This is a genomic window from Halanaerobium sehlinense (genome assembly GCF_055379485.1).
This window is the reverse complement of record NZ_AP042442.1, coordinates 738,916-758,645: the sequence shown is the minus strand read 5'-3', so window position 1 is coordinate 758,645 and position 19,730 is coordinate 738,916. Positions and strand designations below refer to the sequence as shown.

Below are 19,730 nucleotides of genomic sequence, written 5' to 3'. Positions count from 1 at the left end.
CCATCAAATCTATTCAAATTATTTATAATAAATTTATATTATTTTTCTTTAAGCGGCAGCTTAATAATGAATTTTGTTCCCTCATTTTCTTCACTTTCTATCTCTATCCTGCCATTATAGCTGTCAATAATTTGTTTAGCAATCGCTAAACCGAGCCCAGACCCTTTGTTGCTTTTTCTAGTTCTTGATTTGTCAGCCTGATAAAAACGGTCAAAGATAAAGGGTAAATCTGATTGAGAAATTCCCGGGCCATCATCTGCAATAGAAAAGTAAAAGTTTTCTTTATCCAGCTTGCCAATTTTTATCTTAATTTCGCCTTTTTCTGAGGTGAATTTAACAGCATTATCTAGAAAAATTCTAAGAAGCTGTTTAAATAAATTGGGATCACCATAAAATTCTATTTTAGCATCCTCTTCAAAAATTAAGTTTATCTCAAACTTCATAACTTTAAATTCTTTGATTATTTCTTCAACTAAATTATTAAAATCAAAAAGTTTTTCTTCTTTTTTGAGTTCACTATCATCACCACGAGCTAAGAGAAGTAGGTTTTCCATTAACTGTTTCATATTGTCAGTTTCTTTTTTTATTGCATCTATTGCCTCATCTCTTACATCTTCTTTTTCTTTACCCCAGCGATCAAGCAGATCAACATAACCTTTGATAACTGAAATAGGGGTTCTCAGCTCATGTGAAGCATCAGAGACAAATTGTTTCTGTCTTTTAAACGATTTTTCCAGCCTATCTAACATTGAGTTAAATGTTAGTGCTAATTTTTTTAATTCATCATCAGGTCCGCTTACTTCAAGCCTTCTTCCAAGATCACTCGAGCTAATCTCTCTTGCAGCTTCAGTAACTTTATTAATTGGAGAAAGCATTTTTTTTGTAGTAAAATATCCTAAAAAAACTGAAATTAAAGCTCCAATTCCAGCAGCAAAAGTCAAAACTATTATTAAAAAATCAAGGAAATTCTTTTCAAAAGTAATATCCCTTACTACCTGCAGATAACCACGAGAAAAAACAAACTTATTAACAGGTATTGTTTTTACGGCCATAATTTTACTTCCAGACCTGAATTCTTCAATTTCCAAACTAAATGGAATATCAATATTCTCCAGGTATTTTGACTGGGCATTTACCTTTCCGTCCTTATCCAAAACTCGGAAAAATATATTTTCTTCACTCCGACTTATCTGCTGTAAAATATCTGCATCAAAAAAATTAACTGGATCTCCTATACCTGAAAACTGAGATAAAACCAATTCACTGGTATTATTAATGCTTTTTTGAATATTATCATCTATAAAACTAGAAAGAAAAAAATAAATCGATAAATTAACTAAAAATAAGAGCATCATAAACATAAAAGCATAAAGTATAGTGATTTTCCAGGATATTTTACTTTTCTTATTAAAAAAATCAAACATGTTTATCTGACCTCAAGACATAGCCAACCCCTCTCACAGTATGTATTAACTTTTGTTCATAAGGGTCGTCAATTTTACTGCGCAGATAGCGAATATAAACATCAACAATATTTGTTTCACCTGTATAATCATATCCCCAGACATTATTTAATAATTTATCTCTGCTGACAACTATACCTTCATTTTTAATTAAGTATACTAAAAGATCATATTCTTTTTTTGTCAGTTCAATTTCTTCTTCAGCTCGTTTTACAATATGAGCATCCAAATTAACTTCTACATCAGCAGTTTTTAAAATATTTTCCGATTCTACACTACCTTCATCTCTTCTTAAATGAGCTCTAATTCTAGCTAATAATTCTTCAATTTCAAATGGTTTTGTTAAATAATCATCAGCCCCGGTATCTAAGCCCTCCACTTTATCTTCCAGCTCAGACTTTGCTGTTAACATAATAATTGGTATATCTGAAAACTCCCTGATTCTTTTACAAACTTCTATCCCATTTTGACCAGGCAGCATTATATCTAATAATAATAAATCAAATTTTTCTTCTTTCAAAATATTAATACCATCATATCCATTATCAAATTTTTTAACTTGATAGCCTTCATGCTCAAGCTCTAGTTCTACAAATCTTGCAATTTGTGAATCATCTTCTATTAACAATATTTTTTTGTCCAATTTAGTCACCCCTCTCATTATATCAAGTATTTACTTAAAATTAAACAGTTAAACCGGGCTTTTTAAGCCCGGTCTAATATTATAAACTTTATTTAAAGATCATTTGGCTTATCACCAATTCGACCAAATAAAATCTCTGAGCTTCCTTTACGAATTACTTTAAACATTATCTTATCTCCAACTTCTTTATCAGAAATTATTTCACTTAAATCTGATGTATCCTCAATTTTCTTTTGATCTACTTCCTTGATCACATCATAAGCTTTTAAACCAGCTTTTTCTGCAGGGCTATCCTTGTAAACTTCAATAACCACTACACCTTCACGATTTTCTAAACCAAAATAGTCCTGAACATCTTTAGTTATCTGACTAAAAGCAATTCCAATCCAGGGTCTTGTAACTTCACCGGTGTTTTGAAGTTCAGAAACTATGCTTTTGATTTCATTGACCGGAATCGCAAAACCTATACCCTGTCCTGCAGCTGATACTGCTGTATTAATACCTATTACTTCACCATTATTATTTAATAGCGGTCCACCACTATTACCCGGGTTAATAGCAGCATCAAGCTGAATTAAGTTTTGATAAGTTCGAACCTGACGATCATTAGTTGGAATTTGTATTGGCCGTCCAAGTGCACTAATCACGCCAACAGTAACAGTGTGTTCAAAACCTAAAGGGTTACCAATAGCTATAGCCCAATCACCTGGTCTTAATTGATCAGAATCACCCATTTTTAAAGGAGTTAGTTCCTGATCTATTTCTGATGTATCTATTCTTAAAATTGCTAAATCAAGACTGAAATCTGACCAGGCAACTTCAGCTTTGACAGGATCTTCTAAACCATTGATCGATACTTCAATTTCATCTGCACCATCAATAACATGCTGATTTGTTACAATATATCCATCTTTAGAAACTATAAAGCCTGAACCAAAACCCTGCCTTTCGCGGGGCTGTCTGTCTGGCGCTTGAAAGCGATCTCCAAAAAAGAATCTAAAATATGGATCATTAAAAATTTCAGGCATCTGCTGATTTCCTGAAGCCTCAATAGTTGTAGTTACTTTGACAACACCATTATCAACCTTTTCTGCAATATCTGCAAAAGGATTACCCTGATAAATATTTTGACTTTGCTGATTCTGGGCAAAAACTACTGGTGAGGCAGCCATCATCAATGATATTATGACTAAAGCTAATAAAGATTTTTTAAATAAATTACCCTTTATCTTCATAATAACACCTTCCTTTATATTATTATTTTACCTTATATTTAAAATATAACAGAAAGAAATTAAAGAATAATTAAGCAAAAATTAAATTTAGATTAAATTATTTTTTTGCCTGGTTTTTAACTTTATTCATTTCTTTTTCTATTTCTTCTTGATCTCCTAAATAATACTTATCTTTAACATTCATCTGTTCATCGAACTCATAAACTAATGGCCTTCCAGTAGGAATATTTAGTGAAGAAATATCATCATCAGAAATATTATCAAGGTGTTTTACAAGTGCCCTTAAGCTGTTACCATGTGCTGAGATAATTATTTTTTTCCCGTTTTCCATCTGAGGCACAATTTCATTTTCCCAGTAAGGCATTACCCTTTCAATAGTCATCTTTAAACTTTCATGAGTTGGAAGCTCAGATTCAGTTAATTCTGCATATTTTTCTTCATTGCCGGGATAACGATCATCATCTTTGTCTAAAGCTGGTGGTGGTGTATCAAAACTGCGCCTCCAGATATGAACCTGATCTGCTCCTTCTTTTTCAGCAGTTTCAGCCTTGTTTAATCCCTGCAAAGCACCATAATGGCGCTCATTTAGTTTCCAGGATTTGATTACTGGTATCCAGTGCAGATCCATAATATCTAAAATAATATTTAAGGTCTTTGTAGCTCTTTTTAAATAAGAAGTATAGGCCAAATCAAAAGTAAAACCTTCTTCTTTCAATAACTTACCAGCTTCCTCAGCTTCTTTAAACCCCTGTTCACTTAAATCAACATCAGTCCAACCGGTAAACTTATTTGCAAGATTCCATTCGCTTTCTCCATGTCGAACCAGCACAATTTTCATCAAACCACTCCTTCTTATATTTTTTGTTTTATATTTATAAATAATTTTCTACTCTTTAATTATAACACTCTACATTAAAAAATATATTAATTAATTAACAAGTTTAAACATCCATAAACACACTTTCAATTTCCCAATCTGAGCCAATTGCTGCAGCTAAAAGATCCTCATATTTTTCAAGCTGTCTGGGATCCCGGTAACTTCCACTTTTATAATCAATTATTATGACCTTTTTCTCATTTCTATTTACTAAAAGCCTATCAATGCGGTAATGATTTTCTCCATTTTCATTTTTCTCTTTTAGTAAATATTCATTGAATATTTCGTACTTTTCAGAAAAGATTTCTGAATTATCTTGAATAAAGATTTCAGCTTTTTTAATTACATCCTGAATTTTTTTCTTTCCCAGCAGATTTCCATATTTGCTTTTTAGCATTTTTCCAGCCGCTTTTTTCTCTTCTTTAGTATTATATTTGATATTTTCTAAATAATAATGAAGAGCCAGACCCTGCAGTTTACTTGCCGAAATTTTGAGACTGCTGCTCTGTTTTTTAAAATAATCATATTTTTTTTCATTATTACTACTTTTAGCTGAGCTCTTTTTTTGTTTCAAATATTGATTAAGAGGATTCATTTTAAAAACTTTAGTATTTTCTTCTGATATTGGAACCAGAGGGACTCCAGAACTTTCTTTTTCTAAGAGGTCAATTAAATTATTGCTCTGAACAGCATTTAAAAGCATTTTTTCGTAATAATCATAGCTGCTTCCATCCCACATTAAATCCTGATCTGGTTTTATTATTCGCGGTGCTTCAACATATAAATGCAAATCATGTTCAGCTCTACTTAAAGCTACATAAAGATTGTTAATTTCTTCCATTTCTTCTTTTTTTTCAGCCTGCTCTTTAAAATCATAGTCCAACCAGTTTAAAATAGAAAGATACTTATCCTGAATAAACAGATAGTTATTTAAATGCTCATAATTTTGATCAAAGTCAAGATAAAAGTTAATTCCTCCTTTACCGTTCCCACCTCTCTGACTGGGGTTCCAGTAATAATATTCTACAGGTAGTGAAAGACCCTTTGACTGATGGATGGTCATCAAAGTCACTGCATCCTTATTTTCCACCTTTTGCTGTTTTAATTCTTCACTATCACGGTTTTCAGACAAATAATTAAGAAGTTCCTGTAAAGAAGTAAATGAGTTAAGAATTTTAAAAAATAAATAGAGATTTTTTAAAGCAAGACTGTTATCTTCAGCAAGTCTAATAAGCTCAGTTTTTTGGTAGACATAATTCACTAATTCCTGGTAATCTCCATTGATTATCTTCTTAATTTTTTTGAAAGTTTTTATTAAATTAATTTCATTATTTTCCCGGAGTTGACTCTCTAACTCCAGCGGCAGTTTGAAATTTAAATCAACTCCTGATTTTTGGCTTGATCTAAAATAATCTTTAGCAAGCTGTTGGTTTTTTATAATTAATTTTAAGCTTTGATTATTTAATCTTATTAAATCACTGCGCAAAAATTTCAAAAGAGAGTAAAAATCTCTGTAAGCAGCAAAATAAAGAAAATCATAGACTGCTTTAGGCAGAGATGCATCCAGCAGCGAATTACGGTTTTCTAAAATATAGGGGATGCCCTCTGCTTCAAGGCCAGCAGCAATTGTATTTAACTCTTTTGACGTCCGGGCCAGCACATTCACCTTCCCAAAATCATCCGCATATTTTTTCTTAATGTCAGCAGCCATCTCAGCTGGAAGATCATCTTTAATTTTGCTGTTTAGTTTATATATCTGATCCTGTTTTTCTGCCCCCAACTTTTCAAACTTTTTGGTATTTGTATTATAAAAAGCAGAGCTACCGCCATAAATCACCTCAGTCAAACCAGCCTGGCTTGAATTAGCTTTAACAGCATGATATTCCCAGTCAGCATCATTTTCAGCAAAGAAATTATTCAAAAATTTAATTATATTCTGGTCACTGCGGTAACAGCATTCCAGTCTTTCGGTTTCAGCTCCAATAATTTTCTCCAGGGATGAAAACAACTTTTTTTCACCACCCCGCCAACCATAAATTGACTGTTTTTCATCACCAACAGCAATAAAGTTTTCAGCCTTTTTAATCAGAGGTCTCAAAATTTTCCACTGTAGAATGCTAGTGTCCTGGAATTCATCAATAAAAAGAGTTTTATAATCTCCTCCCAAAAGATTCAGCAGATAACTGCTTGGCTCCCCTTCTTTCATTAAGCCAATATTTTTATCTTTTAAATATTTAAAAGTAAAATTGCTGATATCTGAATGAGTAAATTTTGCTGTCTTAAATTTCAATTCTTCGTAAATATTTAAAACAAGTTTCGCAAAATCAATTATCTCCTTTTCGGCTGGAATTACTTCCTGATTATATACTGCTGAAGCTAATTTTTCTCTAAATAGCTGATACTCATAATTCAATTTTTCTTTTAAATCATCAGTTTTTTTAGCTCGCAGTTTATTACCACTCCAGTAGCTGTTATTTAAAAGATAATTTCTCCGCTGATAAAGAAATTCTCTTTTTTTCTTTTCCAGGTTTAATTCAGGGTACTGTTCAAAAAATGGACGACCTGCTTTAACAAAATAATCTGTCGAAAACTCTTCCCCCCTTAATTCTGCCACTTCTTTTAGAGTCTGATAACTATCTTCAAATAATGGGACTATTTCAGCCTGGGGCAATTTCTCCTTTATCTCTGATTCTAAAAACATAAATTTCCAGGCGTTATTAACTATATCTTTAATTAAATTGAGGTATGGATCCAGATCTCGAGCACTATTAGATTCCAAGAATTTTTGCATCCTCTGATAATAATCTTCATTATTCAATATTATTTTTAATAATTCTTCTATAATTTCCTGGTTTTGACTCTCATCAATAATTTGATAATTGTAAAGAGAAAGGTAGGGAGCTATTCCTCTGCTGAAAATTTGATTTGTAAAGGAGTCAATTGTATAAATTTTGATATCTTCATCATTTATAATCATATTTCTATATATCTGCTCTAGTTTTCCTTTATCAACTTCCAGCTCTGGATGAATTTTTTTTAATGAGTTAAGAATATTTTTCTTTTCCAAACTATCATTAACAATATCTCTCAAATGCTCCAAAATCCTATTTTTAATTTCTGCTGTTGCCTTTTTGGTAAAGGTCATTACTATAATTTTCGAAAAATCTATATCTTTTAAAAGTGCAGCCAAATATTCTAAGGATAATCTATAAGTTTTACCTGTACCTGCACTTGCTTTAATTATCTTCTTCATTATTTAAAACCTCCACTCGACAAATATCTTTGTAAGGGCAGCGCTGACAGCGACTTTTATAAATTCGCTCATATTCTCCAGCTGCCAGAAGTGAGTTTGTCAGTTCCTGAAGTTCCTGGCCCAGGCTGTCTTCTTTTTCAAGCTTATTATATGAATGCTCAAATCCCTGATCAAAAACATTATAAATTGCTTTTCTGCTTTCAGAGGGCAGTTTTTCTTTATAATTTTGTCTCAGCATTAGAGAATAAAAATCAAGCTGCTTATGATCTCCACTTCCGGTTTTAAAATCAATAATAAAATACTCAGCCTGTTTTAATAAGAGCAAATCTATCCTGCCTGAGAGATAAAAATCTATCTGCTCTGCTGAAAAATACAGCTGCCTTTTATAATCCCATTCCGGCCATTCCACCAATACATTTTGATAATCAGCAGGTAAATACTTCTGCAGAAGTTCAGCAAAATGAATAAATGAATTTTCCAGACTATTAAAAATTACTTTTTGATAATAATTTAAATAATCACTGTCAATCTTTAATTTGTTTGCCTCAATGGACTTTTTAATGATATTTTTTCTATTTGCTGACGAAATCTCTGCCGGAGAAACTTTCTTTCTTTTGGCGTGAATAATCAGCTCTCCAAAAATCTCATGGGTCAAAATTCCGAGTGCCATCAATGAAAGTGATGGCTTAACTTCCAGAGTGGTATCAAGTCGAGCCAGCTGCTCTAAATAAAAACGGTGGTAACAATCTTTTAGATATTTATATTTATAATAGCTGAAGTTAAAGCTGCTGCCAAAATCATCTGCATCTATTTTTAAATTTTGATTAAACTCTAAATTTTTATTGACTTCTAATTCAACAGCAGTTTGGTAATCAAATAAATTACTTAAAATTGTTCTTTCGCTGTGAGAGTTTAATTTGCTCTGGCTGTAATCAAGTCCATATTCTAAAATTAATTCTTCTAAGATAACTGCAGGAGAGATATTCTGATCTTCATTTTCTACTGTATAGATTATACTTTCTTCTGCGGTTAAAATATGTCTTAAAAGTTTATATTTTTTCAAAAGCTGCTTTTTATGATTTAAATTAAGCCCATTATTTTGAAGCTGTTTTTCAGTTATAAAATAAAAACCATCATCTTTTTTAACAAAATTTTCCTGAGTTAAATTGTTAAGCAGCAGTTTTTTTCTCTCAACTTGAGGTGCCTTATCTAGACTAAAAAAATTAACTGCTTCCTCATCAACCGCCAGTGAAATAGATTTGAATTTTAAATGGTTTAAAAGTAAAGAAAATAAGCCTGATCCAGTATCTGAATAGTAATCCTGCCAGCTCAAAACTATTCCCATTTCTTCAATACTCTTTAGCTCAAGTAGGGTATCATTAAACTTTTCTGCTGTCTCTTTTGCTTCAGTTTCTAGAGCAAATTCTGAGATTTCAGTTATCAGTTCTATCAATTCTGAGATATTTTTTATTTCTCTTAGACCCTTAAGAAGCTGATAGAGAGGCTCTAAAACTGTTAGTTCTTTATTTATTAAATCATAGTCAAGATAATAATAATCATTGCGCAGCAGCTCTTCAATTTTTTGAAGATCTTCAGCTTTAAATCCAAGCCACTGTTTAAATAAAGATTGAGTTGAAAGGTCATGCAGCTGCTTTAATTCAATTAAAATTTGAGATGACTTTTTACCTTTTTGATAAAGTTGATAAATAGAATTTAATAAATGATAAACTGGTGTTTCTCTTAAACTCTGATATGAATTGATGTTCAGCTGTTCACTTAATATCTCAGATGACTCAACATTAGTCCCCGCATCTATTAACTGCAGCTCAACTTTAGAATTTTCTTTCTCTTCTAAAAAAGATGCCAGACTTTTTAGTTTAGAATCTGCTTTTCTAATCTCAATTTTATTTCTTTTTTCTGGTAAAGATAAAGTTTCAATTTCTAATTTTTCTTCACTAAAATCTTCTTTTTTAAGCTGAAGATGTAGATTTATCTCAATTTCAGAACTCATCTGCTGCAGTATTTTTTTAAAATAGGGAGTGAAATCAACTATATTGAATAAATTTATCTGCTTAAATTCTTTTAAAAACTGCAGATTTAAATTTTTATCTTCTCTTAAAGCCAGCCGATCAACATAACCCAACTCTTTTAGACGCTTTTGGTATCTTTTTTTAATATCTTTCAGTCTTTCTACCCTCTGCTGCTGCCAGTCTGCCAACCCCTTAATCTCAGACAGATGGTAATCCTGAAGTAATTCAAAATAATCAAAAAAACGGGCTGAAAATTGATATATATCCTGATAGCTATCCAACCGTAGTTCTTTTTTTTCTTCAGCAGTTAAAACAGAATATAACAACAATGGAAGCTTTTCTTCTCTCAACAAAATCTGATCACTGCTTAAGAGTCGTTCTTTAAATTCTTTTAAGCTAAAAAACCTGCTCTGCTGACTCAAGGGCTCAGGCTGATAATATTTCAGGGCCTCTTTTAGATCATTAAAATTAGCAAAGACATAGATAGCAGGCTGCTCAGAAATCACCTCTTTAAATAAATCCTGTTTATAACTGTAATATTTAAATTTCAAATTGTTTTTTAAATCCATATTTTTCATCCTTAATTTAAGTTTTAATTCTCTGTCTGTTTTTATTTGATAGGACAAGATAAAACTTTATTAAATTATCTGTTTTAAATATTTATCAATCTAAATATTAAGTATTTTGACCTATTATTTCTAAAATGATTATTATCACAGCCCCGGCAGCAAAAGCAGCCAGTCCCCCAATATTAAACTGAGCTGGGAATACAGCTGCTGACGAGCCCAAAATTAGCCCGGTTAAAACAACCATAATTTCTTTTTGATGTTTCTGCAGCAGATAAGAAAAAAGCCAGGCAAAAACTAATAAACCAGCAGCTACTCCTGCTCCAAAAACAATTAAAATTAAAAGATCCAGATTGTTAATCGCATTTAAAACTGGGTGATATACCCCCATTAAAATCAAAAGTGTTCCTCCACTAATTCCCGGCAGAATCATTGCTACACTGCCAAAAAAACCAGCTATAAAAAATAACATCAATCCATCTGCATTTAAAAAGCCAATCTGAATTTCCCTGGCAAAAAAGAGGGCGAAAGCAAAGGCTAAAATCATAACTAAAAGTTTTAAAAAACTTAAATGCCCTATTTTTTTATAGGTCGAATGAGCTGAAGTTATTACCAGGCCAAAGAGAAAATAATTTACAAGTAGTGGCTGATTTTGATAGAGATCAGTTATCACAGCTGAGCCAAATAAAACTCCGGCAACTGCGCCCAGACCAATTACAATGAGCTTTTTTATTTTGATATCTTTAATAGCATTAATTAAAGTTTCATAAATATTTAAAACCAGGGCCAGCGTGCCTCCACTCACCCCCGGCAGAGTATTAGCAAGACCAACCGGAATTGATTTGAAAAATAAGGCTAAATATGAATTCTTTTTTGGCAAATAAATCTTCCTTTCGATTTCTATTTTTAGGTGATTTAGATTCTTTCTCTATTTTATATTATTCAAGATAATTGGCAGCTTTACCTGCTTTAAAACGAAAAAAGGTAGCTAATCAGTACTGACACCTTGTAAATATTACTGTTTTTAAAAATATAATAAAAAATAAGCTCAACTAATGGATTTGAGACCAGAAGTTGAGCTTTTTATAATTACTATTTCATTTTTTTAGTTCTAATATTTTACAAAAAATTTGTACCTGGTATCTGGTTTAGTTTATCTAGCAATAACTTCGGTTCTATAACCATCTGGATCTGTAATAAAATAATATCCAGCTGATCCTTCACTTAAACTCTTTAAATCTCCAACCTCATAACCAGCTTCTTTGTGTCTCTGATATGATTTCTCTAAATCATCAACTTTAACTGCAATATGGCTGTAGCCATTTCCGATTGTATATGGCTCTTCGCGGTCATAATTATAAGTTAATTCTAACTCAAAATTACCTTTTTGATCAGTTAAATAGACTAAAGTAAATTTAGCTTCAGGAAAATCTCTGCGGCGGCCCTCTTTTAAGTTTAAAGCATTTTTGTAAAAGTCAATTGATTTTTCTAAATCCATTACTCTAATGCAAGAATGAACAAAATCATAATTTTGCATTTTATCACTACTCCCTTAATATTATTTTCTTTACAATTTATTATAATCATCTATAACATAAAATGCAAATATAATAGTAAAAAGACTCTCAAAACAACTGAGAGCCTTTAAATAACATTTTATTTTATTCGCTATCTTCTAAAACATCTCCATGTTTTTTCTTTAAATATTTTGGAATTAAAGAAATTGCAAAAAGTGCTACACCGGCAACTGCTAAATAAGCAATAATCTTAGTTGGACTTCCTCCTGCAGAAACCGCTCCACCTGCAAATGAGAACGCAAAACAACCTGGTAACATAAAAACAAAAGTTGTTAGTGCATATACAGGTAGTTTAATTGCTGTCATGGCATAAACATAGTTTTGAGCATTATATGGGAAAACTGGTACTAGTCTGGTTAACATCACAAAACGCCAGCCTTCTTTTTTTACTCCTTCATCAATCTTCTGCAACTTAGGATTTTTTTCTACTAGACCTTTAACCATATCTCTGGCAACATATTTACCTGCTAGAAATGCTGCTACTGCACCAATTGTTGATCCTAAAGCTGTATAAAAAGTTCCCAACCAGGGTCCAAATAAAATTCCTCCTACAATTCCTAGGGCTGCTCCAGGTAAGAAAAACACTGCTGATGCCACCCATAAAAGTATAAATACTACTGGTCCCCAGAATCCTAAACCATCAATTGCTTCTTTTAATAATTGAGGACTTTGTAAGTATTTCATATATCCTAATTGTCTTACTGCTATTACTACTGCTGCAATTATTGCAACGAAAATAACTATCTTCAGCCAGTTACTCTTTTTGTTGGCTGCTGCTTCACTTGCCATAAATAACTCCTCCTTGAAATTTGTTTAAATTTATTATTCTGTGAATATAATAATGTTTTCACAAATAGATTACATTTATAATTATACATGGCTTTTTTAAATTTGTCTTTATATTCACAAGCTAAGTTTTAATATTTTTTTTGTTGCTTAGCTACAATCCCTATTAAATTACTTTGATATAAAAAAAATCCCGCTTTTAAGCGGGAATTAATTTATTAATTAGACTTTAATAATTTTTATATTTATTTATTTTTCTTTACTGCCAGGACGGGTAATTGGGATTCCTTTTTTACATAAATCACACTGGCCTGCTTTATATGACTTGATATCAACTGGCAGCAGAGCCTTAAAATCATAACTAAATTCAACATTACCATTACTGCGGTCAACTATTGAACTTAAACCAATAATTTCAACATCTAAATTTTCTAAAACTGCTAGCACTTCTTTAACTGAACCTCCAGTTGTGACTACATCTTCTACAACTAATACTTTTTCGCCTGGGTTTAGCTCAAAACCTCTCCTAATTCGCATTTCACCATTTTTTCGTTCACTAAAAATTGAGCGTACTCCCAATTCTTCTGCAACTGCATATGATAAAACTATTCCTCCAAGTGCTGGACCAATAACAACATCTATCTCTTTATCTTTCCATTTAGCTGCTATTTCAGCTGCCAGTGTAGATGCATGCTCAGGATATTGTAAAACTTTAGCACACTGCATATAAATATCAGCATGGCGGCCTGAACTTAAAACAAAATGTCCTTCTTGAATAACATCTGTCTCTACTAATAATTCTCTAATTTCCTCTTTTGTCATTTAATCCACTCCTGATTGATAAATTTTAATAAATATAAAAAATTAGTGAGCTGCTCCAATAATTGAGCTCAATTTCTCAATTTGATGTTTTAACATATAGTCTTCAATTTCTTTAATTATTCTTAGGCCTGCTGCTGGTTCTATCATATTAATAGTTCCTATTCCCACAGAAGTCGCTCCTGCTAGCATGAATTCTATTACATCAGAACCTGATCTGACTCCGCCAAGCCCTAAAATTGGAATATCTAATTTTTTGTAACAGTCATAAACCATTTTTACCGCAACTGGTCTCACTGCTGGCCCGGACAGACCACCAAAAGTATTTGCAAGTAGAGGTTTCTGTTTGTCAATATCAATTTTCATTGCTGATAAAGTATTGATCATTGCAGCTGCATCTGCTCCTGCTTCTTCAGCTGCCAGCGCAGTTTCAGTAATATCAGTAATATTGGGTGTTAATTTAACAATAATATAACCAGAATAAATTTCTCTTACTTTTTTAGTAATCTCAAAAACTTTCTCTGGATCTGTACCAAAAATCATTCCACCACCTTTTATATTGGGACAGGATAAATTCACTTCAATTCCTACAAGTTCTTTTCGGCCTTCTAGTTTTTCTGCTAGTGTTATAAAGTCCTGCTTGCTGTAGCCTGAAATGTTGGCCAAAATGGGAAGAGTATAAGCTTCAATTTCCGGCAGCACTTCATTAATAAAATTGTCTACTCCAGGGTTTTCTAAACCAATTGAGTTTAAAATACCAGCTGAAGTCTCTGCAATTCTAGGAGTCCTATTCCCTGGTTGGGCCTTAACTGTGATTCCTTTAGTGGTAAAAGCGCCAAGCTGATTAATATCAAAAAACTCAGCCATTTCTTTACCATTTCCACAAGTTCCAGATGCAGTAATTAAAGGGTTTTTAAGATATAAGTTTTTATTATTACGTGCTTTCATTGATATATTTAGTTTTAGATCTTCTCTTTTTAAATTTGTTTTCGAAGCCGCTTGACTGCTGCTCTCAAAATTAAGCATCCAACACAACCTCCCCTAATTTAAAAACCGGCCCCTCCACACAGGCCCTTTTATTCTTTCCAGCTTCTGCTTTAGTTTCACAGCTGCAGGATAAGCAAACTCCAATTCCACAGCCCATTCTTTTTTCAATCGAAAGTTCACCCAAAATATCATTTTTAAGAGCCTCTTTTTCAACTGCTGCCAGCATTTTTTCAGGTCCACAGATATAAATAAAATCAGGATTCTCCAGTTTACTTAACCACAGATCAAGAGCTGTTCCTTTAATTGTTAATTTTTCAGCCATTGATGCTAAATATATATCTGCTTTTAATCTGCTAAATTCTGTTTCAAAAAAATTTAATTCTTTTTTATTTGCTGCACCCAAATAGATCTTTAAATTTGCATTTTGTTTTTCTAGCTTTTTGGCCAAATAAAATAGAGGCGCAATTCCCATTCCACCACCGATTAGATCAATCTTTGTTTTCGTTTTATCTAAAGAAAAGGGGTTTCCTAACGGACCTAAAACATCAAGCTTATTTCCATTTTTTAATTTAGAGAGCACTCTGGTTCCCTTTCCTACTACTTTATAAATAAATTCTACTCTTTTCTCTTCAGGCTTAAAATCAAAAATACTGAAAGGTCTTCTTAAAAGGGGATCATCACTAAGCTCTTGACTCACTTTAATATTAAAAAACTGGCCAGGCTTCGGCTTTTGAGGAAGCTGATCATACTCCAAAGCTAGTTTAAAAATATCTGGTCCTACTTCTTCATTTGTAATAATTTTAAACATTAAATTTCTCCTTTAATCAGTAGTTTGCTGTTATTGAAATCGGATATCTAAAAAATTAATTCGTTTTTACTGCCGGTTAAAGATGATTTATACTTACTTAAGAACTTCATTAATTTGATTTCTCATCTTCTCTGCTGCTGCTCTAGCTGCCTTTGCATAATTCTTCTCCCCAAAATTTGCATACTCTTTTTTTCGATAAGCAAAATTTATACCACGGGAGGAGTTGACAACTGCGCCTCTAGCCTGACTATCAAAACCAGCTTTAATATCTGATGCTCCACCACCCTGAGCTCCGAAACCAGGTATTAAGAAAAACACCGAATCAAGCTGTGCCCTAATTTCTTTTAGCTCTTTCGGATAAGTTGCACCAACTACTGCAGCCAGATTTGAATATCCACATTCGCCAATATAATCTTTTCCCAATTCCTGCAGAAAATCTCCAACTGCCTGATAAACTGTTCTTCCATCATCTAACTTAAGATCCTGCAGTTCAACAGCAGACTGGTTTGAAGTTCTTAAAAGTGCAAATGCTCCGCGCGACTTATTTTTTAAAAATGGCAGAATTCCGTCACTACCTAAATAGGGATTGATTGTTATCGAATCAATTTCCAATTTTTTATTTTCAAGATATGCTTCTGCATATGCTCCTGCAGTTGAACCAATATCATTTCTTTTACCATCAAGCAGCAAAATTAAGTCTTTAGTTTTAGCATAAGCTATTGTCTGCCAGAGACATTTCATACCTGGAACACCCAGTTTTTCATAAAATGCCATCTGTGGTTTTACAACTGCAGTCATATCAGCAACTGCATCAATTATATTTTTATTAAAATTTAAGACTGCTGCTGCAATTTCTTCCTTGTTTGTTTCCAAATCTGTTAAAAGCTCAGGATTTAAAATATTTTCAGGTAATAAATCAAGATGCGGGTCAAGTCCTACACAAATTCTTGAATCTTTTTCTTCAATTTTTTGCTGTAATTTATCAATAAAGTATTTCATTTTTTCCTCCTCTATCATCATAAACTAGCCTGCCTCCAACAAAAGTCATTTCATTTTTACCACATAACTCCTGTCCGGCAAAGGGAGTGTTTTTACCTTTTGATTTGAATTTACTTTTATCAACTGTCCAATTCCTCTCAGGGTTAAAAACTAAAATATCTGCTCTTGCTCCCGGTTTTAGTCCTTCTGATTCAATCTTCATAATTTCACCTGGTTTATAATAATACATCCTCAGCAAATCATCCCAGTTAATCACCTTATGTTTAATAAAATTATGGTATAAAAGTGCAAGCGCTGTTTCTAAACCAGAAATGCCAAAAGCTGCATAATCAAACTCACCCAGTTTATCTTCATATGTATGTGGAGCATGGTCTGTAGCTAGAACATCTATTTCACCATTTTTGAGTGCCTCGACTAAGATATTTTTGTCTCTTTCTGAACGGAGTGGAGGATGAACTTTTGCATCAGGATTATAATCTGCAGCAATTTGATCAGTTAGTAATAAATGATGTGGGGTTACTTCAAAAGTTACATTTACTCCTCTATTTTTAGCTTCTTTGACCAGGTTCAGACTACCTTCAGTACTCAAATGGGCAATATGAAGATGAATCCCTGTCATTTCAGCAAGTATTATATCTCTAGCAACCATAATTTCTTCAGCAGCTGCTGGGATACCTTTCAAACCAAAAATAGTTGAATAATATCCTTCATGCATTACTCCATCTTGAGAAAGATTTTTATCTTCACAGTGATCAATTATTGGCAGATCAAATGCAGATGCATATTCCATCGCTCTTCTCATAATTTCTGAATTCATCACTGGATTTCCATCATCTGATAAAGCTTTGACTCCTGCTTTAGCCAGAGTTCCAATCTCTGAAAGCACCTCTCCTTTACTGTCTTGAGTAATGCTTCCAATTGGATAAACTCTAACTGCTGCCATTTCTGCTTTATGTTTCATATGTTCTACTACTGCAGGATTATCAGCTATTGGTTTTGTGTTAGGCATTGCTGCCACTGCAGAAAACCCACCTGCTGCAGCTGCTTCACAACCTGTTTTAATGGTTTCTTTTTCTTCATATCCTGGCTCTCTGAGGTGAGTATGTATATCAATCAGAGCCGGAATAATTACTTTACCTTCTACATCGATCACTTTATAATTCTGACTTTCTATTTCCTTTTCGATGAGCAAAATCTTTTTATCTTCAATCAAAATATCATATTTACCATCAAGTCCGTTTTTTGAGTCAGATACTATGCCATTTTTAATTAAGGTCTTCATTATCTATCTCCCTTCCGGCCAGTAGATAAAGCAGTGCCATTCTGATTGCTACACCATTTTTAACCTGTTCGGTAATTACTGACTGTGGACTATCTGCAACTGAACTTTCAATTTCAATACCCCGGTTCATTGGTCCCGGATGCATAATCATTGCTTTTTTACCGATCCTTTCTAAACGTTCTTCATTCATTCCATAAATCTCTCTGTATTCTCTAATTGAAGGGAAAAGTCCGCTTTCCTGTCTTTCCATCTGAATTCTTAAAATATTTACAACATCTACGCCTTCTAGAGCTTGATCCAGATCAGAATAAACATTAACTCCCATTTTTTCTAGTTCTCTTGGAATTAAGGTCTGAGGACCAGCAACTGAAACTTCTGCTCCCAGTTTATTTAACCCCCAAATATTTGAACGGGCAACTCGGCTGTGAGCAATGTCTCCTACAATTAGTACCTTAAGTCCGGCAATCTCGCCCAGCTTTTCTTTAATACTGTAGATATCAAGCAGAGCCTGAGTTGGGTGAGCATGAGCACCATCACCTGCATTTAAAACACTGGCTGAAATGTTATCTGCCAAAAATTTTGCTGCTCCAGGTGCACTGTGCCTAATTACTACAACATCAGCCCCCATAACCTCCATTGTTTTTGCTGTATCAAGCAGGCTTTCACCTTTAGCAATACTGCTTGAAGATTTGGAAATGCTCATTACATCTGCACTAAGCCTCTTTGCTGCTAGATTGAAAGAAAATTTTGTTCTAGTTGAAGGTTCATAAAAGAGATTAATTACTGTTTTCCCCCTCAGAGTTGGTACTTTTTTAACTGTTCTGGTTAGAATATCTTTCATGGCCACAGCAGTATCTAATATTTCATTAATTTCTTCTTTTGATACATTATAAAGCCCTAAAAAATCTTTCCTTTTTAATGACATTTGCCTACCTCCTACCTGGTATCTGATTTTTAATTAGCTTCATAACTTAATTCTGAATTTATTTCTAATTCTTCTGCAGCTGCTTCTGCTTCCTCTTTTTCCACTTCAGGTAAGATTAGGTTCATTACAATTCCTACTATTGCAGCCAGTCCCATACCTCCAAATTCTAAGCCAGCAAAGCTTAAGGTTAGATTTGAAATCCCAACTACAAGAGTTACTGATACTATAACCAGATTTCTGTTTTTAGATAAATCAACATTATTCTCTACTAAAGTTCTGAGTCCGATAGAAGCTATCATACCGAAAAGCAGAAATACAATTCCTCCCATTACTGCAGTCGGAATAGTTCTGATTAAGACACCAATCTTTTGGACAAAGGAACTTAAGATTACTATTACTGCAGTTAACTGAATAATCATTGGGTTATAAACTTTTGTTAGAGCTAAAACTCCAACATTTTCTCCATAAGTTGTATTTGGTGGTCCACCAAAAAGTCCAGCAGCTAGAGTTGCTACTCCATCACCCAGAAGTGTTCTGTGCAGACCTGGTTCATTTACAAAGTCTTTTTTTACTGTTGAACCAATCGCTACAACATCTCCAAGGTGCTCAACCATTGTTACCAGAGCAATTGGCGCTATTAAAGAAATCGCCTTCAAGTTACCCTCAACAGCGGGAAGTGCAAACTTCGGAAAAGCAAACCAGGAGGCTTCCATTACCGGTGTAAAATCAACCAGACCCATAAAAGCTGCAAATGCATAACCACCGATGATTCCGAGTAAAATTGGTATTACTTTAACAATTCCTTTGGCAAAGACACTAACTCCGACCGCGATTGCCAGAGTTACAGCTGCAACTAGAAGGTGTTCTGAAGCCATATTTTTAGCTGTTGGAGCAAGCCCCAATCCAATTGTTATAATTACCGGTCCAACTACTACTGGCGGCAATAATTTCCGAAAAAAGTCCGTACCCAGCATTCTAATTACTGCTGACATTAAAATATAGACAAGACCAGCTGTGATTATTCCGAGCATTGCTCCATCTCTACCAAACTGTTCCTGGGCTGCGATTATTGGAGCAATAAAGGCAAATGAAGAACCTAAGTAGGCAGGAACCTTACCCTTTGTAATCAAGTGAAAAATTAAAGTTCCAAGACCTGATGTAAAGAGGGCCACTGCTGGATTTAAACCTGTTAGTGCAGGAACCAGTACTGTCGATCCAAACATGGCAAACATATGCTGTAGTGCCAGTATAAATAGTCTGTGCTTTGTAATTCTATCTTCTTGAAGTTGTTCTAAATTTTCTTTGCTTTGTTCTAAAATTTTCATTTTATACCTCCTGGGTGTTATAAAATTATTGAAAAACTTTTTAATAAATTTTTGAAAACTCTCTTTTCTAATTCCCTCTTAAATTTGATTTGAAATTATTTAAGACATTAAAAAAAACTCCCTACCAGTTTGAGCCTGATAAGGAGTTAAAATCT

General features: G+C 33.2%; 16 protein-coding genes. All 16 read right to left on the bottom strand.

All coding sequences use genetic code 11. The annotated features are described in order from the left end of the window. Positions 1-38: 38 nt before the first annotated feature. The 16 genes from ACZ446_RS03690 to ACZ446_RS03615 all read right to left on the bottom strand — a co-directional run bounded on the left by ACZ446_RS03690 (position 39) and on the right by ACZ446_RS03615 (position 19,575). Positions 39-1,424, bottom strand: coding sequence for a sensor histidine kinase (locus ACZ446_RS03690; protein WP_464393787.1), 1,386 nt, complete (start codon positions 1,422-1,424; stop codon positions 39-41). Beyond that, the gene (locus ACZ446_RS03685; RefSeq protein ID WP_464393786.1) at positions 1,417-2,106 is read right to left on the bottom strand and encodes a response regulator; all 690 of its coding nucleotides are present in this window, start codon (positions 2,104-2,106) and stop codon (positions 1,417-1,419) included. Before ACZ446_RS03685 ends, ACZ446_RS03690 begins: the two co-directional genes overlap by 8 nt. A gap of 92 nt (positions 2,107-2,198) precedes the next feature. Then, positions 2,199-3,341: a S1C family serine protease gene (locus ACZ446_RS03680; protein ID WP_464393785.1), complete on the bottom strand. Its 1,143-nt coding sequence runs from the start codon at positions 3,339-3,341 to the stop codon at positions 2,199-2,201. A 97-nt stretch (positions 3,342-3,438) separates the two neighbouring features. Then, a complete protein-coding gene (gpmA, locus tag ACZ446_RS03675; RefSeq protein ID WP_464393784.1) occupies positions 3,439-4,182 on the bottom strand; it encodes a 2,3-diphosphoglycerate-dependent phosphoglycerate mutase in 744 nt (247 codons plus the stop codon). Positions 4,183-4,282: 100 nt separating this feature from the next. Then, on the bottom strand, positions 4,283-7,471 hold the full coding sequence (locus ACZ446_RS03670; RefSeq protein WP_464393783.1) for a UvrD-helicase domain-containing protein: 3,189 nt from the start codon (positions 7,469-7,471) through the stop codon (positions 4,283-4,285). Beyond that, positions 7,455-10,070: a PD-(D/E)XK nuclease family protein gene (locus tag ACZ446_RS03665; RefSeq protein ID WP_464393782.1), complete on the bottom strand. Its 2,616-nt coding sequence runs from the start codon at positions 10,068-10,070 to the stop codon at positions 7,455-7,457. Before ACZ446_RS03665 ends, ACZ446_RS03670 begins: the two co-directional genes overlap by 17 nt. A gap of 106 nt (positions 10,071-10,176) precedes the next feature. Continuing rightward, positions 10,177-10,947 carry a DUF368 domain-containing protein gene (locus tag ACZ446_RS03660; protein WP_464393781.1) on the bottom strand — a complete coding sequence of 257 codons (771 nt, stop codon included), beginning with the start codon at positions 10,945-10,947 and terminating at the stop codon, positions 10,177-10,179. A gap of 273 nt (positions 10,948-11,220) precedes the next feature. Continuing rightward, positions 11,221-11,604, bottom strand: coding sequence for a lactoylglutathione lyase (gene gloA / locus ACZ446_RS03655; RefSeq protein WP_464393780.1), 384 nt, complete (start codon positions 11,602-11,604; stop codon positions 11,221-11,223). Between the two features lie 124 nt (positions 11,605-11,728). Continuing rightward, the gene (locus ACZ446_RS03650; RefSeq protein WP_464393779.1) at positions 11,729-12,433 is read right to left on the bottom strand and encodes a TVP38/TMEM64 family protein; all 705 of its coding nucleotides are present in this window, start codon (positions 12,431-12,433) and stop codon (positions 11,729-11,731) included. Positions 12,434-12,679: 246 nt separating this feature from the next. Beyond that, complete coding sequence (pyrE, locus tag ACZ446_RS03645; protein ID WP_464393778.1) at positions 12,680-13,252, bottom strand: orotate phosphoribosyltransferase; 573 nt, start codon at positions 13,250-13,252, stop codon at positions 12,680-12,682. Between the two features lie 42 nt (positions 13,253-13,294). Beyond that, positions 13,295-14,197, bottom strand: coding sequence for a dihydroorotate dehydrogenase (locus ACZ446_RS03640; RefSeq protein WP_464394369.1), 903 nt, complete (start codon positions 14,195-14,197; stop codon positions 13,295-13,297). A gap of 70 nt (positions 14,198-14,267) precedes the next feature. Next, complete coding sequence (locus ACZ446_RS03635) at positions 14,268-15,044, bottom strand: dihydroorotate dehydrogenase electron transfer subunit (RefSeq protein ID WP_464393777.1); 777 nt, start codon at positions 15,042-15,044, stop codon at positions 14,268-14,270. Positions 15,045-15,137: 93 nt separating this feature from the next. Then, positions 15,138-16,043: an orotidine-5'-phosphate decarboxylase gene (pyrF, locus tag ACZ446_RS03630; RefSeq protein ID WP_464393776.1), complete on the bottom strand. Its 906-nt coding sequence runs from the start codon at positions 16,041-16,043 to the stop codon at positions 15,138-15,140. Beyond that, a complete protein-coding gene (locus ACZ446_RS03625) occupies positions 16,027-17,325 on the bottom strand; it encodes a dihydroorotase (protein ID WP_464393775.1) in 1,299 nt (432 codons plus the stop codon). The genes pyrF and ACZ446_RS03625 overlap by 17 nt, the downstream gene beginning before the upstream one ends. Continuing rightward, on the bottom strand, positions 17,309-18,250 hold the full coding sequence (locus ACZ446_RS03620; RefSeq protein WP_464393774.1) for an aspartate carbamoyltransferase catalytic subunit: 942 nt from the start codon (positions 18,248-18,250) through the stop codon (positions 17,309-17,311). Before ACZ446_RS03620 ends, ACZ446_RS03625 begins: the two co-directional genes overlap by 17 nt. 29 nt (positions 18,251-18,279) lie before the next feature. Continuing rightward, a complete protein-coding gene (locus ACZ446_RS03615) occupies positions 18,280-19,575 on the bottom strand; it encodes a uracil-xanthine permease family protein (RefSeq protein ID WP_464393773.1) in 1,296 nt (431 codons plus the stop codon). Positions 19,576-19,730 lie beyond the last annotated feature (155 nt).

Coding starts and splice junctions, on each gene's coding strand:
- pyrF (WP_464393776.1), bottom strand. CDS start 16,043: ATGAAATACTTTATTGATAAATTACAGCAAAAAATTGAAGAAAAAGAT.
- ACZ446_RS03640 (WP_464394369.1), bottom strand. CDS start 14,197: ATGAAAGCACGTAATAATAAAAACTTATATCTTAAAAACCCTTTAATT.
- ACZ446_RS03625 (WP_464393775.1), bottom strand. CDS start 17,325: ATGAAGACCTTAATTAAAAATGGCATAGTATCTGACTCAAAAAACGGA.
- ACZ446_RS03670 (WP_464393783.1), bottom strand. CDS start 7,471: ATGAAGAAGATAATTAAAGCAAGTGCAGGTACAGGTAAAACTTATAGA.
- ACZ446_RS03680 (WP_464393785.1), bottom strand. CDS start 3,341: ATGAAGATAAAGGGTAATTTATTTAAAAAATCTTTATTAGCTTTAGTC.
- gloA (WP_464393780.1), bottom strand. CDS start 11,604: ATGCAAAATTATGATTTTGTTCATTCTTGCATTAGAGTAATGGATTTA.
- ACZ446_RS03690 (WP_464393787.1), bottom strand. CDS start 1,424: ATGTTTGATTTTTTTAATAAGAAAAGTAAAATATCCTGGAAAATCACT.
- ACZ446_RS03615 (WP_464393773.1), bottom strand. CDS start 19,575: ATGAAAATTTTAGAACAAAGCAAAGAAAATTTAGAACAACTTCAAGAA.
- pyrE (WP_464393778.1), bottom strand. CDS start 13,252: ATGACAAAAGAGGAAATTAGAGAATTATTAGTAGAGACAGATGTTATT.
- ACZ446_RS03635 (WP_464393777.1), bottom strand. CDS start 15,044: ATGTTTAAAATTATTACAAATGAAGAAGTAGGACCAGATATTTTTAAA.
- ACZ446_RS03650 (WP_464393779.1), bottom strand. CDS start 12,433: ATGGCAAGTGAAGCAGCAGCCAACAAAAAGAGTAACTGGCTGAAGATA.
- ACZ446_RS03665 (WP_464393782.1), bottom strand. CDS start 10,070: ATGGATTTAAAAAACAATTTGAAATTTAAATATTACAGTTATAAACAG.
- ACZ446_RS03620 (WP_464393774.1), bottom strand. CDS start 18,250: ATGTCATTAAAAAGGAAAGATTTTTTAGGGCTTTATAATGTATCAAAA.